Source organism: Mesorhizobium salmacidum (SeqCode) (genome assembly GCF_037179605.1).
Taxonomy (GTDB): domain Bacteria; phylum Pseudomonadota; class Alphaproteobacteria; order Rhizobiales; family Rhizobiaceae; genus Mesorhizobium; species Mesorhizobium salmacidum.
Genome location: NZ_JAPYKS010000008.1, coordinates 147,640 through 163,361, shown reverse-complemented (window position 1 = coordinate 163,361; position 15,722 = coordinate 147,640). Strand labels below are relative to the sequence as shown.

Annotated in this window: 15 protein-coding genes; 10 read left to right on the top strand and 5 right to left on the bottom strand. The window is 64.5% G+C overall.

The window, feature by feature from the left end:
- Window positions 1–98: 98 nt before the first annotated feature.
- Window positions 99–224, top strand: coding sequence for a hypothetical protein (locus tag O7A60_RS13290; protein WP_337106698.1), 126 nt, complete (start codon window positions 99–101; stop codon window positions 222–224).
- Between the two features lie 52 nt (window positions 225–276).
- On the top strand, window positions 277–1,719 hold the full coding sequence (locus O7A60_RS13285) for an NAD(P)-dependent oxidoreductase (protein WP_337106697.1): 1,443 nt from the start codon (window positions 277–279) through the stop codon (window positions 1,717–1,719).
- Between the two features lie 10 nt (window positions 1,720–1,729).
- Here the strand turns inward: O7A60_RS13285 and O7A60_RS13280 are convergent, their stop codons facing one another.
- The 5 genes from O7A60_RS13280 to O7A60_RS13260 all read right to left on the bottom strand — a co-directional run bounded on the left by O7A60_RS13280 (window position 1,730) and on the right by O7A60_RS13260 (window position 8,018).
- Window positions 1,730–3,226 (bottom strand): HAL/PAL/TAL family ammonia-lyase, encoded by a 1,497-nt coding sequence (locus tag O7A60_RS13280; RefSeq protein WP_337106696.1) that lies wholly within the window; start codon window positions 3,224–3,226, stop codon window positions 1,730–1,732.
- 148 nt (window positions 3,227–3,374) lie between these two features.
- Window positions 3,375–4,478 (bottom strand): alcohol dehydrogenase family protein, encoded by a 1,104-nt coding sequence (locus O7A60_RS13275; protein ID WP_337106695.1) that lies wholly within the window; start codon window positions 4,476–4,478, stop codon window positions 3,375–3,377.
- A 9-nt stretch (window positions 4,479–4,487) separates the two neighbouring features.
- Entirely contained in the window at window positions 4,488–5,867 is a 1,380-nt protein-coding gene (locus O7A60_RS13270) for an aspartate aminotransferase family protein (RefSeq protein ID WP_337106694.1), read from the bottom strand.
- Between the two features lie 36 nt (window positions 5,868–5,903).
- Entirely contained in the window at window positions 5,904–7,397 is a 1,494-nt protein-coding gene (locus O7A60_RS13265) for an NAD-dependent succinate-semialdehyde dehydrogenase (RefSeq protein ID WP_337106693.1), read from the bottom strand.
- Between the two features lie 129 nt (window positions 7,398–7,526).
- Entirely contained in the window at window positions 7,527–8,018 is a 492-nt protein-coding gene (locus tag O7A60_RS13260) for an Lrp/AsnC family transcriptional regulator (RefSeq protein WP_015319082.1), read from the bottom strand.
- Window positions 8,019–8,101: 83 nt separating this feature from the next.
- Between O7A60_RS13260 and ehuR the strand changes: the two genes are divergently transcribed.
- The 8 genes from ehuR to eutC all read left to right on the top strand — a co-directional run bounded on the left by ehuR (window position 8,102) and on the right by eutC (window position 15,640).
- On the top strand, window positions 8,102–9,487 hold the full coding sequence (gene ehuR, locus O7A60_RS13255; protein WP_140505768.1) for a MocR-like ectoine utilization transcription factor EhuR: 1,386 nt from the start codon (window positions 8,102–8,104) through the stop codon (window positions 9,485–9,487).
- 144 nt (window positions 9,488–9,631) lie between these two features.
- Window positions 9,632–10,423, top strand: a complete 792-nt coding sequence (gene ehuA / locus O7A60_RS13250; RefSeq protein ID WP_027145205.1) for an ectoine/hydroxyectoine ABC transporter ATP-binding protein EhuA — start codon at window positions 9,632–9,634, stop codon at window positions 10,421–10,423.
- Window positions 10,424–10,493: 70 nt separating this feature from the next.
- Window positions 10,494–11,345, top strand: coding sequence for an ectoine/hydroxyectoine ABC transporter substrate-binding protein EhuB (gene ehuB / locus O7A60_RS13245; RefSeq protein WP_027145206.1), 852 nt, complete (start codon window positions 10,494–10,496; stop codon window positions 11,343–11,345).
- Between the two features lie 171 nt (window positions 11,346–11,516).
- Complete coding sequence (gene ehuC / locus O7A60_RS13240) at window positions 11,517–12,176, top strand: ectoine/hydroxyectoine ABC transporter permease subunit EhuC (RefSeq protein WP_027145207.1); 660 nt, start codon at window positions 11,517–11,519, stop codon at window positions 12,174–12,176.
- A gap of 34 nt (window positions 12,177–12,210) precedes the next feature.
- Window positions 12,211–12,870: an ectoine/hydroxyectoine ABC transporter permease subunit EhuD gene (ehuD, locus tag O7A60_RS13235; protein ID WP_027145208.1), complete on the top strand. Its 660-nt coding sequence runs from the start codon at window positions 12,211–12,213 to the stop codon at window positions 12,868–12,870.
- Window positions 12,871–12,873: 3 nt separating this feature from the next.
- Window positions 12,874–13,653: an ectoine utilization protein EutA gene (eutA, locus tag O7A60_RS13230; RefSeq protein ID WP_337106691.1), complete on the top strand. Its 780-nt coding sequence runs from the start codon at window positions 12,874–12,876 to the stop codon at window positions 13,651–13,653.
- Between the two features lie 5 nt (window positions 13,654–13,658).
- On the top strand, window positions 13,659–14,651 hold the full coding sequence (eutB, locus tag O7A60_RS13225; protein ID WP_337106690.1) for a hydroxyectoine utilization dehydratase EutB: 993 nt from the start codon (window positions 13,659–13,661) through the stop codon (window positions 14,649–14,651).
- Window positions 14,648–15,640: an ectoine utilization protein EutC gene (gene eutC / locus O7A60_RS13220; RefSeq protein WP_337106689.1), complete on the top strand. Its 993-nt coding sequence runs from the start codon at window positions 14,648–14,650 to the stop codon at window positions 15,638–15,640. Before eutB ends, eutC begins: the two co-directional genes overlap by 4 nt.
- Window positions 15,641–15,722 lie beyond the last annotated feature (82 nt).

The following is a 15,722-nucleotide window of genomic DNA, read 5'->3' as shown; positions in this document are numbered from 1 at the left end:
TAGCAGACTCAATCAGATAGCGCGATTTTACGCGCGTCCGGCTTGCCCGTTCAAGGGGTCAATCACGGCATCGCACTGTACCTGAAAGGCGGTGCCGCGTGCCATCTCGGCCAGGCCATCAGCGCCTGATCTGCGGAGCGCTCACCGGCAAGATCGTGTCGCAACTCGCCGCTGGTCTGCCGCCGGTGATCGATCTCGCGACTTTGCGGGCGGATAGGTTCTGATTATTCAGCGCCTGCTCTTCCAGCGGGCTTCCATCCTTCATGAGGGAACGACGTGACCGCGACAACAGACACACACGTCGTTGAATCGATCGATCCGCAACGCGCCTACGCCGTTCTGATGTGCGATCTGATCGGCCTGCGCTTTGATGCTGACGGAGAACCCGACCCTTCGGAGGTGCGTGCCCATATCGAGGCCAAGGGCGGCCGCTTTCATGCGACCGGACTTGGCGACAAGACCGCTCTCGAACCTGGCCGAGTGCATTTCTTCTACCAGCCGGATCTCAGCACCCGCGAAGAGCTGATCGGAGCCGCCGGCGACGGGCGCTATGACGCCGTCATTGCCGCCGCCACCTTCCTGCCGGCAGAGACCGTCTTTCCGCTGGCCGGTGTGCGGATCGGCGCCGGCACTGGCAATATGGGCTCGCGCTCGTGGGGCGGCGGCAGTGGCGAGGGCGGCTCGGCGGTCCTGATGAACACGCCAGGCATCAACAGCCGCGCAACCGCGCAGATGGTGATGAAGGCGATCCTGAAAGTGCTGCCGGATCTCCCGGTGGACTTGCTTCACGACCGGGTGGCGCGGGGCCTCTTCGACACCGGCAGGGAGCTGCGCGATTTCCCCACCGGAAAGCTCGAAGGCAAGACCATCGCGATCATCGGCTATGGCAATATCGGCAGGGAGGTGGCCAAGCTTGCCCGCGCCTTCGGCATGCGCGTGGTGATCCACGCGCGGCCCCGGCATCGGGACTGGATAGAAGCCGAGGGCTTTGCCTTTGCGGCGGACCTCGCCGACGCGGCTGCAGGCGCCGATGTGCTGAGCGTTCACGTCGGCCTGGGCAACCAGGATGCGCGGACCGGCCGCTATGCCAATGCCGGGCTCATTGGCGCGGACATTTTGTCTCGCATGAAAGGCGGCGCGGTGCTGGTCAACTACGATCGCGGCGAGCTCGTCGACGTCGCGGCCTTGGGCGACGCCCTGAATGCAGGGCAGGTGCGCCACGCCGCGATCGATGCCGACCTGTTCAGGGATTCCTCCACTGGCAGCCTGTCCGGCCCGATGCTGCCTTATCTCGATCTCGTCGAGAGGCATGGCGCCAGGCTTGAGCTCCTGCCGCATGCGGCGGCCGACACGGATCATCCCTCGCGCGTCGCCGGCGCCAAGCAGGCCGTCGACCAGATCTTCGATGTCATCTGCCGCAAGACAGTGACGAACGCAAAAGGCACCGTGCCGCCAAACTATCTTTCCGTTGGAGCGACCACGCCTCCAGGCATCGGACCGGTGACCTCCGACCACCTTTTGAAACTGACCGCCAGCGAATGCTGCGAGTTGGCGGATCTCTGTGATCGCCAAAGCCGGTTGTGGAAAGCTCTCTCGGATACTCCGCCTGCCGAGCGAGGCGCGATTGTCGCCGAACAGGGCGAAGACCTTGTCCGGTTGATCGACCGCTTCTGCCTTCTGGCCGAGAACCTCGATCTCAGGGGACCTTTCCAGCAATAGGCCGGAGCTCTCAATCTCGGGGACCGGCCACCATACGGGCGACCCGCGTCATGTCGGCGCTCATCTCACGATCGTCGTCGAGCGGGCTGACGAGCGCGCGGATGGCGGCAAAGGTGCGCTGCGGTCCTTCGCCCATGCTGTCGACGACGCCACGCAACTCCACGCCCGTCGCCGCGAAGATCAGCTCCATCGCCACGAGATAGCGCAGGCGTTCGACAATCTCGGCGGTCTTGGCCACCACCCGTGGCGCCATCGACGACTGGTCCTCGACGCCATCCGATACGGCAAGCGGGCTGAGCGACATCGGGTTAGCCAGATGCCGGATCTCGGCTTCCAGCGCGGCGAGCGGCTTTTGCAGTTCAGCGTAGCCCTGGCGGCTGCCGCCCCTGGCCGACAGGAAGCGCGGCAGCTCCGCAATTGTCGGCGACATCAGCTTCATGCAGCGGTTGGCGGTGCCCACCGCGCAATGCGCGAGCGCCTGGCCGAGATGCTCCCAGGCCAGCGTCATCGCCGTGAGGTCGAAATTGCCGTTCGAGACGACGCGTCCGCCTTCGGGCAGGATCACCGGGTTGTCGCCGGAATGGGTCAGTTCGATCTCCGTCGCCAGCTTCGCCTGTTCGAATGCATGCAGCAGGCCGCCCAAGACCTGCGGCACGCAGCGATAACTGAGCGGATCCTGGAGCCGCCGCGCCGCTTTGTCCTTCCACAGGCCGCTTCCCGCCAGTTCCGCACGCAGCCGCGCGCCGATCTCGCGCTGGCCGAACGCCGGCCGGGCGGCCAGGGCATCTTTGTCGATCGCGGTCAGGGAAGAACGGAACGCCTCATAATTGAGCGTCACCGCCGCCAGCGCCCAGTCGATGAGATGCGCGACATCTTCGAGACACAGGCACGCCGTGCCGGTCGACAGGCTGTTGGCGACGATGATGGCGTGGCCGTCCTTCTCGCGCAGATCGAGCGGTTCGAGCCCGGCGAGTGCGAGCGCCTCGGCCGACGGCATGATCTTGCCCTGGTATTCCGTCTCGCCGTCGCCGCGCAGCGCTCGCGCCATATGGCCGAGATGGGCAAGGTCCGCCGCGCCAATCGATCCCCAGGTGGGGATCACCGGATGGACGCCGGCGTTGAGCGCCGCCACGAGGCCCATCACCACGCGTTCGGAAGTGCCGGTGCCGCCCGCGGCCATGCCCGAGATGCGCGCGGCCATCAGCGCCCGCACCGCCTCAGTCGGAAGGGCCGGGCCGATACCCATGCTGTGGCTGAGCGGCACGCTGTGCTGGAAGGCGATCAGATCGGCCTGCGCGAGCGGCGTGTCGACACAGGCGCCAAGGCCGGTCGTGACGCCATACATCGGCTTGCCGAGTTGCGTCAGCTGCTCGATGAGCGCGCGGCTCGCCCGGATGCGCCGCATCGCCTCCTCGCCCAGCATCAGCCGCGCATTGCGCCGCGCGATCTCGGCGACGTCAGCCGCGCTGAGCGGCTTGGCGTCGAGCAGTATCATTCGGGCTGTCATGTCTCGCCTGTATCCCGTGACCGGATGCCCGGGCCGGTGGCGCTGCGAGCGTCATCGTTTGTGGCGCCTTGCTGGCACGACTGCAAGCCATTCCGATTATGGCAGCGATGAGAAGGCAGGCAGAAGCAAGGGAGCAGGATTTCCGCGACTACGCCGATCGCTCCGCGACAGCGTCGGGCACCACCACCAGCTTGCCGACGAAATCCTTGGCGATGAAATCGGCCTGCGCGTGGTGGAAATCGGACAGCTTGTAGACGCCGCCGACCAACGGCCTGATCTTGCCCTCCTCGATGTAGCGAACGATGCGGCGGAAATCGGCGCGCGTGCCCTGGCTCGAACCATGCAACTGCAGCTGCTTGAGATACATGGTCCTGAGGTCGAGCTGGACGACCGGACCTGCAATCGCGCCGGCGGTGGTGTAGCGGCCTTCGGGTCGCAGGATGCGCAGTAGATCGTTGAAGATCGCGCCGCCGACGAGATCGGCGACCACGTCGATCGGCTGGCCGCCGGTCGCTTCGGTCACGGCTCGCGGCAGGTCTGCGACGCCACGGGTGATGACCGCCTCGGCGCCGATGTCGAGTACGGCCTGTTCCTTGCCTTTGCCGACGACGGCATAGGGAATGGCGCCACGCGCCCGCGCCAGCTGCACGATGCCGGAACCGACGCCGCCCGAGGCGCCGGTGACCAGCACCCGTTCTCCGGCCTTAAGTGCGGCGCGTTCCAGCATCTGCTCGCCAGTAAGGTAAGCGCAGCAGAACGTGGCGAGTTCGACGTCGCTCAAGGTGGTGTCAACGACATGCGCGTTGTCAGCCGGGACGGTCTGGTATTCGGCATAACCGCCATCGCGGCCATGGCCCATGTAGTCGATGTCGGCGAGTGAATCGTCGTCGCGGTTGTAGATGGAGAAATCGACCATCACCCGTTCGCCGATGCGATCGGGCGAAACGCCTTCGCCGACGGCAACGATGGTGCCGACCGTGTCGGTGCCCTGGATGCGCGGGAAGGTCAGCGTATTGCCCTGCCTTCGCCAGGTCGACACCGCGTCCGCGTCCTCCTCGGTACCATAGGCGCCCTGACGCACCCAGACATCGGTGTTGTTCATCCCGCAAGCGCTGACCCTTATCAGCACTTCACCTGAAGCGGGGGCAGGCACTTTGACATCGGTGCGGTAGACGAGCTTTTCCGGTCCGCCGTGCCCGGTGAGCAGCACGGCGGCCATGGTGGCGGGGAGCGTTTTGGTCATGGCATTCATCGGTTGGTCTCAGAGATTGGCGAATACGCTGTTCACGGCATCGGTGGTCTTGGCCACCACGATGTCGGCTTCCTCGCGGGTCAGGCACAGCGGCGGCGCGAAGCCGAGGATGTCGCCCTGCGGCATAGCGCGGCCTATGACGCCGCTTGCGGCAAGGGCCGTGGCAATTTGCGGTCCGATCTTCAGCGAAGGGTCGAAGAAGACACGGTCGTCACGATCTCTCACGAATTCGACCGCTGCCAGCATGCCGTCGCCGCGCACCTCACCGACGTGTTTGTGACCGCCGACGGCCTTGGCCAGTTCGGCACGGAAATAAGCGCCGGTCTCGCCGGCATTCCGCACCAGGTCCATCTCGTCGATCAGTTCGAGATTGGCGACCCCGGCGGCGACGCAGATCGGATGCGCCGAATAGGTCCAGCCATGGCCGAGCGAGCCGAGCTTGTCGGAGCCCTGCACCAGCACCTGCCACATCTTGTCGGCGACGATGACGCCCGACAGCGGCGCATAGGCGGAGGTCAGACCCTTGGCTATGGTGATCAGGTCCGGCTTGATGCCGTAGTGATCGGAGCCAAACATCGTGCCCAGCCGGCCGAAACCCGTCACCACCTCGTCGGCGACCAGGAGCACATCATACTTTTTCAGCACCGCCTGGATCTTTTCCCAGTAGCCGGCGGGCGGCGGCACGATGCCGCCAGTGCCGAGGATCGGCTCGCCGATGAAGGCGGCAACCGTGTCGGGACCTTCGGCCAGGATCATCTCCTCGAGCTTGTCGGCGCAATGCTGCGAGAACTGCTCCTCGCTCATCGAGCGGTCGGCGCGGCGGAAATAATAGGGCGCCTCGGTGTGCAGGATCGGCGCGCGCGGCAGGTCGAAGGCGTTGTGGAACAGGTCGAGCCCGGTCAGCGAGCCCGTCATCACGCCCGAGCCGTGATAGCCGCGCCAGCGCGAGATGATCTTCTTCTTCTCCGGGCGGCCCAGGACGTTGTTGTAGTACCAGATCAGCTTGATGTTGGTTTCGTTGGCATCCGAACCGGACAGGCCGAAATAGACCCTCGACATGCCCTTCGGCGCGCGGTCGATGATCATCTTGGCCAGCGTGATCGAGGCCTCGGTGCCATGCCCGACATAGGCGTGGTAATAGGCGAGGTTCTTCGCCTGGGTCGCGATGGCATCTGATATCTTCTGGCGGCCATAGCCGACATTGACGCAATAGAGGCCGGCGAAGGCATCGATGCTCTTCTTGCCGTTGTTGTCCCAGACGGTGACGCCTTCACCTCCGGCCATGATCCGCGTTGGGCTCTCGCCCCGGGCATGGGTGCCCATATGCGTCGAGGGATGGAAGAAGTGGTCGCGATCCCAGGCGGCGAGTTCGTTGGACTGATCGAGCATCTTTTTTGACTCCTTGAAAAAGATCCGGGTGCGAGCCTACGCCACATCCAGGCAAAGGTATTTGAGGTCGGTGAAAGCTTCCAGCCCGTGGCGCGAGCCTTCGCGGCCGATGCCGGACTGCTTGACGCCGCCGAACGGGATCGGCGCGCCGGTGATCTTCACACGGTTGATGGCGACCATTCCATAGTCGAGCGCGCGGCCCATGCGCTGTTGGCGGGCGCCGTTCTCTGTCACCACATAGGCGACGAGGCCATATTCGGTCGCATTGGCGCGGGCGATCATCTCGTCCTCGTCGTCGAATGCTTTCACCGCGGCGACCGGACCAAAGGTCTCCTCGCGCATGATCAGCGCTTCGTCGGCGACATCGACGAGCAGTGTCGGCTGGTAGAACAGCGGCCCGGCCTGATGCCGCTTGCCGCCGGTGAGGCAACGCGCGCCAAGGGCCATGGCGTCAGCAACCTGTTCCTCGACCTTCTTGACGGCGCGCTCATGCATCAGCGGCCCGATGTCGATGTCATCGGCCAGGCCATTGCCGGCCCGCAGCGCCTCGATGCGCTTGGCGAAAGCAAGGCAGAAGCGGTCGTAGAGCGGACGCTGGACATAGATGCGGTTGGCCGCAAGGCAGTCCTGGCCCGAGGTGGCGAATTTGGCGTCGATAGCGATGGCCACCGCTTTGTCGATATCGGCGTCGGCAAAGACGATCAGCGGCGCGTGGCCGCCAAGCTCCATCACCAGCCGCTTCATCGTCGGCGCACTTTGCGCGGCGATCAGCCGGCCGATCTCGGTCGAGCCGGTGAAACTCATGGCCCGCACGCGCGGGTCTTCGCACATGCGTCCAACGATCGTCGCGGCCTTGCCGGTGACGATGTTGAAAACGCCGGCGGGCAGGCCGGCGCGTTCGCCGAGTTCGGCCAGCGCCAGCGCCGAAAGTGGCGTCTCCGAGGAGGGATGCGCGACGATGGTGCAGCCGGCGGCGAGTGCGGCAGCTGCCTTGCGCGTCAGCATGGCCGACGGAAAATTCCACGGCGTGACCACGCCGACGACGCCGAGCGGTTCGCGCCGCACCATCATCTCCGCGTTCGGTAGATGGCTGGTGACACTCTCGGCGTTGAGGCGTTTTGCTTCCTCGGCATACCATTCGATGAAGGAGGCGGCGTAGTCGATCTCGCCGAGCGACTCCTTCAACGGTTTGCCCTGCTCCAATGTCATCAGCAGGGCGAGGTCGTCTTTCGCCGTGATGATCAGGTCGAACCATTTCCGCAGGATTTTCGAGCGCTCCTGCGGCAACAGCGCCCGCCATGCCGGAAAGGCGCGCGCGGCGGCGTCGATTGCCTTTGTGGTCTGCCCGGCATCGAGCGCTGCAACGAAGGCCACGGTGGCGCCGGTCGCCGGATCGGTGACCTCGAAGCTCTCCGCAGCCTCACTCGCCGTCCAATGGCCGTCGACGTAAGCGAGTTCGCGCAGCAGCCGGCGGTCGGCGAGCCGGTCTAGCGCTTCGTGGCGGTGCGAGCGGGCGAAATGCGCGGACATGGTCGAAGCCTCCCGGTTCGGTTTGATGCGGGGAGACTATCCATCAGGGGCAGACAGAGAGGCTGTTTGGACGCCTGGCCGTAGAGAGAATCTCTCTATTGCGACGAGAGGGCAGTAGATCTCTCTGGTCTACGTCGATGCCGGCAACAGGTCCGCTATCGGCAGCGCGATATCATCCTTCACCGTCTTGATGACGATGTAGGTGAAGTAGCGGTCGATGCCGATCTCGCGATCGAGCAACCCGTCGACCAGCCGCTGATAGGCGTCGATGTCGCGTGCCATTACCTTCAACACATAGTCGACGCCGCCACCCACCGACCAGCAGGCGACGATCTCGGGGATGTCGCGAATGACGCGCTCGAAGCGGTCGAAATCGGCCTGGCGGTGGCTGGCCAGCGTCACCTCCATCAGCACGGTGGCGACCGGCGCCACGACGCGCATGGCGATCCGGGCGTGATAGCCCGAAACGATGCCGGCTTTTTCGAGCTTGCGCAGCCGCATCCAGCACGGTGTTGGCGACAGCCCGACCTGCTCGGCCAGCGCCAGCTTGGTGATACGTCCGTCACGCTGGATGGCGTCGAGGATTTTGAGGTCGATCGCGTCGAGTTTCGCAGCAGTCATCAGCGCTCACTTTTTCGTCGATCGTACCATGACGGCGCATTATTTCGATTGTCAATTGCACTGATTTCGATCTCTAATAAGTCATGACATTGTGGCAACCCGATCCTACGCTCATCCGGCGGCCAGCCTATCAATCGTTGGCCGATCAGTTCGCGCGCGCCATCCACGACGGACGCCTTGCCAATGGCGCGCGGCTGCCGACGCATCGCAGGCTGGCGGACGATCTCAAGCTGTCAGTGCAGACCGTGAGCCGCGCCTACGAGGAGTTGATCCGGCGCGGCCTGATTTCGGGCGAGATCGGCCGCGGCAGCTTCGTCCAGACGCAGCGCCGCGAACCGGAGCCGCCTTATCTGCCCGAGCGCCTCGGCGAGGTCATCGACCTGTCGATTCTGAAACCGGTCTGCGAGCCGATGCACCTGGAGCGCATGAAGCAGGCGCTGGGCTGGCTCGCCGAAAACCTGCCGTCGAGTTCGGTGCTGTCGTTCCGGCCAAACATGGTATTCCCGCGCCACCGCGCCGTGGCGGTCGAGTGGCTGAAACTGTGCGGCCTCGATGCCTCCCCGCAGAACATCAGCCTGACCAATGGCGCCACCGCCGGCATGACGGTGGCGCTGATGAGCGTGGCGCCGCCGGGCTCCACCGTCGCCACCGAGGCGATCGGCCATCACACGCTGGTGCCGCTCGCCCGTTATCTCGGCTTCAATCTCGAAGGCCTGCCGATTGACGGCAATGGCTTGATTCCGGAAGCGCTGGACGAGGCCTGCCGGCTTTCCGACATCCGCGCCGTGTTCGTCCAGCCTTCCGTCATAAATCCCACGGCAACGCTCATGGATGCGGCGCGCCGCGAGCAGATCGCGGCGGTGGCGCGCAAGCACGACATCGCAATTATCGAGAACGATGTGCTGGGTCCGCTGGTCGAGGATCGACCGCCGCCGGTCGCCGCTTTCGCACCTGAGCGGACGCTCTACGTCACCTCCTTCACCAAGATCACCGTGCCCGGCCTGCGCATCGGTTATCTCGCCGCGCCCGATCGTTACGTCGCGGCCGTCGCCAACCGGCATCTTGTCTCGAACTGGATGGCGACACCAATGGTGGCCGAGATCGCCACCAAATGGGTGACCGACGGCACCGCGATGGAACTGGTGCGCTGGCAGCGCGCGGCGTTGCATCGCCGGCAGGATATCGCTGGCGAGGTACTCTCAGGCGTCGACTACCGTGCCCGCCGCGACGGATTGCATATCTGGCTGCAACTGCCGGCCGACCGCTCCGAGGAGAGCTTTGTCGCCCAGGCCCGATTGCAAGGCGTGGCCATTGCGCCGGGCACCTCCTTCCGCATTTCGGATGCGCCCTGGCATCCGGCGGTGCGCATCTCGCTGGGTTCGACCACCGAGGGGGAACTGCGCGCCGGTCTCGGCGTTGTCACCAAACTCTTGCTTGGCGATCCCGAGCATTTGCTGCTCGCAATCTAAGCCTGCCCAAAAAGCCGGGCTGTGCTTGACTGAAAAATGTGCGCAATCGGAATAATTGTCATGATATTATTTTCTCAATTGACATGATTTGGCGCGTTCCGCATCGTTAAGGGCACCAGCCTTCTCCAGCACGGGGAAATTCATTTGTCCGCATCCGCACCCATCATCAAGGTCGACAGCATCTCGAAGAGCTTTGGCAGCTTCAAGGTCCTGGACGGCCTCTCGATGCAGGTCATGCCGCGCGAGAAGCTGGCGCTGATCGGCCCCTCCGGCTCGGGCAAGACGACGATCCTGCGCATCCTGATGACGCTGGAGCGCATCGATGGCGGTCACATCCAGATCGACGGCGAGCAGCTCTACCATATGGAGCGCAACGGCCAGCTGCTGCCGGCCGACGAGCGCCACCTGGCGCGGATGCGCCAGAAGACCGGCATGGTCTTCCAGCTGTTCAACCTGTTTCCGCACAAGAGCGTCATCGACAATGTGACGTTGGCGCCGATGTTGACCAAGGGAACGCCGCGCGCCGCTGCCGAGAAGCGGGCGATGGAACTGCTCGAGATGGTCGGCATGGCCGACAAGGCGAAGGCGATGCCGGCCCAATTGTCCGGCGGCCAGAAGCAGCGCGTGGCGATCGCCCGCGCGCTCGCTTTGCAGCCGAAGATCATGCTGTTCGACGAGGTGACGTCGGCGCTCGACCCGGAACTGGTCGAGGAAGTGCTTAACGTCTTGTGGCGCCTCTGCGCCGAGACCGACATGACCATGCTGCTGGTCACGCACGAGATGGGTTTCGCCCACGACTTCGCCGACCGGGTGCTGTTCTTCGATCGCGGCCGCATAGTCGAGGAAGGCAAGCCAGACGAGATTTTCCGCAATCCCAAGCAGGAACGCACGCAAGGCTTCCTGAAGAAGATCATCGCGGCCGGACACCGTGTCTGACCGCATGCCAAAGGCGGCCAAGCCGTCTTGAAATCACGCAAACCAGGACAAGAACAAGGAGTTGGGAACAATGAAGAAACTTGGCATTCTCGCCGGCGTCGCTGGCCTCGCACTGACTGCGGTGCTTGCGACATCAAGCGTGGGCTCGGCCGCGGACAAGAAGCTCGAACAACTCAAGGCGCAAGGGTTCGCACGCGTCGCCATCGCCAACGAGCCGCCCTATACGGCGGTCGCGGCCGACGGCAAGGTGTCTGGTGCCGCGCCTGACGTGGCGCGCGAAATCTTCAAGCGTCTCGGCGTCGGCGATATTGTTGCCTCCATTTCCGAATACGGCGCCATGATCCCCGGCCTGCAGGCTGGTCGCTTCGACGTCGTCACCGCCGGCCTGTTCATGAAGCCGGAGCGCTGCGCGGCGGTCGCCTATTCGGAGCCGGTGCTGTGCGACGCCGAGGCGATGCTGGTGAAGAAGGGCAATCCGAAGGGCTTCAAGAGCTATGAGGATGTCGCCAAGGACACGTCCGCCACCATCGGCGCGCCCGGCGGCGGCACCGAGGAGAAGCTGGCGCTCAACGCCGGCGTGCCGCGCGAGCGGGTCATCGTCGTGCCGGACGGCCAGAGCGGCCTGAAGATGGTGCAGGACGGCCGCATCGATGCCTATTCGCTGCCTGTGCTGTCGATCAATGATCTGATGAAGAAGGCCGCCGATCCGAACCTCGAAGTCATCGCTCCGGTGCAGGGCGCGCCGGTCTATTGCGACGGCGCCGCCTTCAAGAAGGGCGACGAGGCTCTGCGTGATGCCTATGATGTCGAACTGGCCAAGATGAAGAAGTCGGGCGAGTTCGCCAAGATCATCGAGCCCTACGGCTTCTCGGCGGCGGCGGCAATGTCGACCACGCGCGACAAGCTCTGCTCGGCGAAGTAGCGCGCGCTTTTCTTGCCTTCTCCCCGCTCACGGGGAGAAGGTGGTCCCGAAGGGCCGGATGAGGGGCGGCGCCCCGTTTGCCGAACTGGCGCTGCCCCTCATTTGCCTGCCGGCAATCTTCTCCCCGTAAACGGGAAGAAGGACCCTAGTCCTACAAACGTTGGAATCTCAATGACCCAGTGGTCCGGCTATTTCGGCCTGATATTGCAGGGAGCGCTTGTCACCATCGAGCTGACGCTGATGGGGTCCGTGCTGGCCCTGATCATGGCCTTTCTCGCCGGCTTGGGGCGCCTGTCGCGCTTCTTCGCGCTGCGGGCCCTGGCGACGGCCTATATCGAATTCTTCCGCGGCACATCGATCTTCGTGCAGCTGTTCTTCGCCTATTTCGTGTTGCCCCTGCTGGGTCTCGAATTGACCCCATTGCAGGCCGGCGTATTGGCGCTGGGCCTGAATGTCGGAGCCTATGCCGCAGAGGTGGTGCGCGGCGCCGTGCAATCGATCGGCCGCGAACAGCATGAGGCCTGCATCGCGCTCAATCTGGGCCGCTGGCAAGGCATGCGCCACGTCATCCTGCCGCAGGCGTTTCTGGTGATGCTGCCGACCTTCGGCAACAATGCCATCGAGCTGCTCAAGGCGACATCGGTCGTCTCGCTGATCTCGCTTGCCGACCTCACTTTCCAGGCACAGGTGGTGCGCGCCCAGACGGGCAACACCATGGTGCCGTTCACCACCATTCTTCTCATCTATTTCATCCTGGCGCTGCTCATCTCGTGGGGTGTGCGCTCGCTGGAACGCCGCATGGCGCGCGGCCTCGACGGGGTGCGGGTCTGATGGCCGGAACATTCCTGATGAATTGGGTTCGCTGATGGATTGGGATTGGGATTTTGTCCGGCAGATCCTGCCGACCCTGATCCAGGGGGTGAAGATCACCATCCTGGCGACGCTGCTCGGCTCGGTGCTGGCGGCGATCGTCGGCTTGGGCATCGCGCTGGCGCGCCGCTCGCCCAACAAAGCGGTGGCGCGTACCGTCGGTTGGGTGGCCGAATTCATCCGCGGCACACCGCTCCTGGTGCAGCTCTATTTCATCTTCTATGTGCTGCCCGACATCGGCATCCTGCTGCCGCCCCTGGTCGCCGGCGTCATCGGGCTCGGCCTGCACTACGGCACCTACACGGCGGAGGTCTACCGCGCCGGCATCGACAATGTGCCGCGTGGCCAGTGGGAAGCCGCCAAGGCCTGCAATCTCAGCGCCCGGCAGACCTGGACGCATATTATCATCCCGCAGGCCATTCCGCCGATGATCCCGGCATTGGCCAACTACTTCATCGCCATGTTCAAGGAGACGCCGCTGCTCTCGGCGATCACCGTTCTGGAACTGATGAACCAGGCAAAAAGCGTCGCCAACACCTATTATCGCTACCTCGAGCCGATCACGTTGGTCGGTGCCTTCTTCCTCGCCATCAGCCTGATTTCGGTCGTGCTGCTGCGCTGGCTGGAACGCCGCTATGGCAAGATCGAAAGATAAAAGATGAAGCCCTTGCCCGAGATCAAGCTTGTGCCCAACCGGCCAGCGCTCGATGAGCGTCCGCTGGAGCGGCGCGTCGGCCTCATGATCCTGGCCACCGACCATACGACCGAGCCGGATTTTCGCCGCATGGTGGCGAGCGAACGGATCGGCGTCTATGTCGCGCGCATCCCCTATGCCAATCCGACGACGCCTGAGAACCTGCGCAAGATGCAGCCGGCGCTGACGGCGGGCGCGGCCTTGATCCTGCCGGACGAGCCGCTCGACGCCATCTGCTATTCCTGCACGTCGGCCTCGGTGGTGATTGGCGATGGAGAGGTCGAGGCTGCGATCCAGGCCGCCAAGCCAGGCGTGCCCGTCGTCACGCCAACAATGGCCGGCGTGCGCGCGCTGAACGCGTTCGGCGTGCGCAGGATCAGCATCCTCACACCCTATACCATGGAAACCTCCAGGCCGATGGCGACCTATTTCGCCGAACGTGGCTTCGAAATCCTAAGCTTTACCTGCCTCGGCTTCGAGGACGATCGCGAGATGGCGCGCATTGCTCCGGCAGCGCTTGTCGATCTCGCGCGCCAGGCGATGCACCCGCAGGCCGATGCGCTGTTCGTATCCTGCACGGCACTGCGCGGCGCACTCGCGGTCACCGGCATGGAAGAGGCGATCGGCCGCCCGGTGGTGACCAGCAACCAGGCGACCGCCTGGAACTGTCTGCGCCTTTGCGGCGACGAGACAGCCCATCCCGAATTTGGCCGTCTGATGACGCTGCCCCTGCCGCGCGACTGACGATCATGGCAACAGTAACCCTTGGCGATATCCGCGCCGCACGTGAGCGAATTGCCGGCAAGGTCGAGCGCACTTCGATCGTGCTTTCGGCGAGTCTCTCCGAGCGGCTGGGCGTCCCGGTTCATCTCAAGCTCGAGCACCGCCAGACCACCGGCAGCTTCAAATTGCGCGGCGCTTCGAACGCCGTCGCTTCGCTGGATGCCGAGGAGAAGGCGCGCGGCGTCGTCGCGGCATCGACCGGCAATCATGGCCGTGCGCTTGCCCATGCGGCGAAGCTCGAGCGTATGCGCGCGGTTATCTGCATGTCGCGGTTGGTACCCCAGAATAAGCTCGACGAAATCCGCCGCCTCGGCGCGGAAATCCGTATTGTCGGCAACAGCCAGGACGATGCCCAGCAGGAGGTCGAGCGGCTGGTGGCGGAGGAAGGGCTTGTCATGCTGCCACCCTTCGACCATCCCGCGATCATCGCCGGGCAAGGCACGCTCGGGCTGGAGATGATGGAGCAGGTCCCGGATGCCGCTCTGGTGCTGGTGCAACTCTCCGGAGGTGGCTTGGCTTCCGGTGTCGCCGCCGCCATCAAGGGCGTTCGTCCCGGGACAAAAGTCGTCGGCATCTCAATGGCGCGCGGCGCCGCGATGAAGGCGAGCCTCGATGCCGGCCACCCCGTGCTGGTCGAGGAACTGCCGACGCTGGCGGATTCCCTCGGTGGCGGCATCGGCCTCGACAACCGGCTGACCTTCGCCATGTGCCGCGACCTGCTCGATGATGTCGTCCTGCTCAGTGAGGACGAGATCGCCGCCGGCATTCGCCATGGCTATGAACAGGAACGCGAGATCGTCGAAGGAGCAGGTGCGGTAGGCATCGCGGCGCTGCTCGCTGGCAAGGTCAAGGCGGAGGGGCCGGTCGGGGTTCTGCTTTCCGGCCGCAACATCGACATGGAACTGCACAGGAAGATCGTCTGCGGGGAGATACCATCGATTTCGGAGCGCGCCGCATGAGCAGGATGACTATCCTCACTGAAGCTGAACTGCGCGCAATCGTGACACTCGATCTCGATGCCGTCGCCTGTGTCGAGAATGCCTTTCGCGCGCTTGCCACGCTGCCCGTGGCGATGCCGCCGATCCTGCGGCTCGATATTCCGCAGCATCGCGGCGAGGTTGATGTGAAGACCGCCTATGTGCCTGGTATCGATGGCTTCGCCATCAAGATCAGCCCCGGCTTCTTCGACAATCCCAAGCTCGGCCTGCCCAGCGTAAACGGCATGATGGTGCTTTTGTCAGCCAGAACCGGCCTGGTCGAAGCCTTGCTGCTCGACAACGGCTATCTCACCGACGTCCGTACCGCTGCCGCGGGAGCAGTCGCGGCTAAACACCTGTCACGGCCGGACTCATCCGTCGCCGCGATCTTCGGCGCTGGGGTCCAGGCAGGGCTGCAACTGGAAGCGCTGATGCTGGTGCGGCCGATCAGGCAGGCGCGCATCTGGGCGCGCGATGCCGCCAAGGCGGAGACCGCCGCGGCTACCTTGCGCGAAAGGCACGGCATCGACGTGCGTGCCGAACCCGATGCGGCCAACGCCGTTGCCGGCGCCGACATCATCGTCACCACCACGCCGTCGACCGAACCGCTGATCAAAGCCGGGTTTGTCTCGGCCGGCCAGCATATCACCGCCATGGGTTCCGACGCCGAGCACAAGAACGAGATCGCGCCGGCGATCCTGCGCATGGCTGATCTCTATGTCGCCGACAGCGCGAAGCAGACGCGGCGGCTGGGTGAATTGCACCATGCCATCGCGGCAGGCGTGATGGCCGCTGACACGGATGTGACCGAGCTCGGCCAGATCATCGCCGGCGCGAAGCATGGCCGGCGCTCGGCCAGCGACATCACCATCGCCGATCTTACCGGCACCGGCGTGCAGGATACGGCGATCGCCACGTTCGCCCGCGACCGTGCGCTGGCCGCGAAAGCCGGAACGGTTTTTGAAAGCTGATCCCGGCCGCAGGAGCATGATCCGGAAAGAGTGGCGACCGGTTTTCCCGGCAGATCATGCTCCGACAAAAAAGAATTACCTG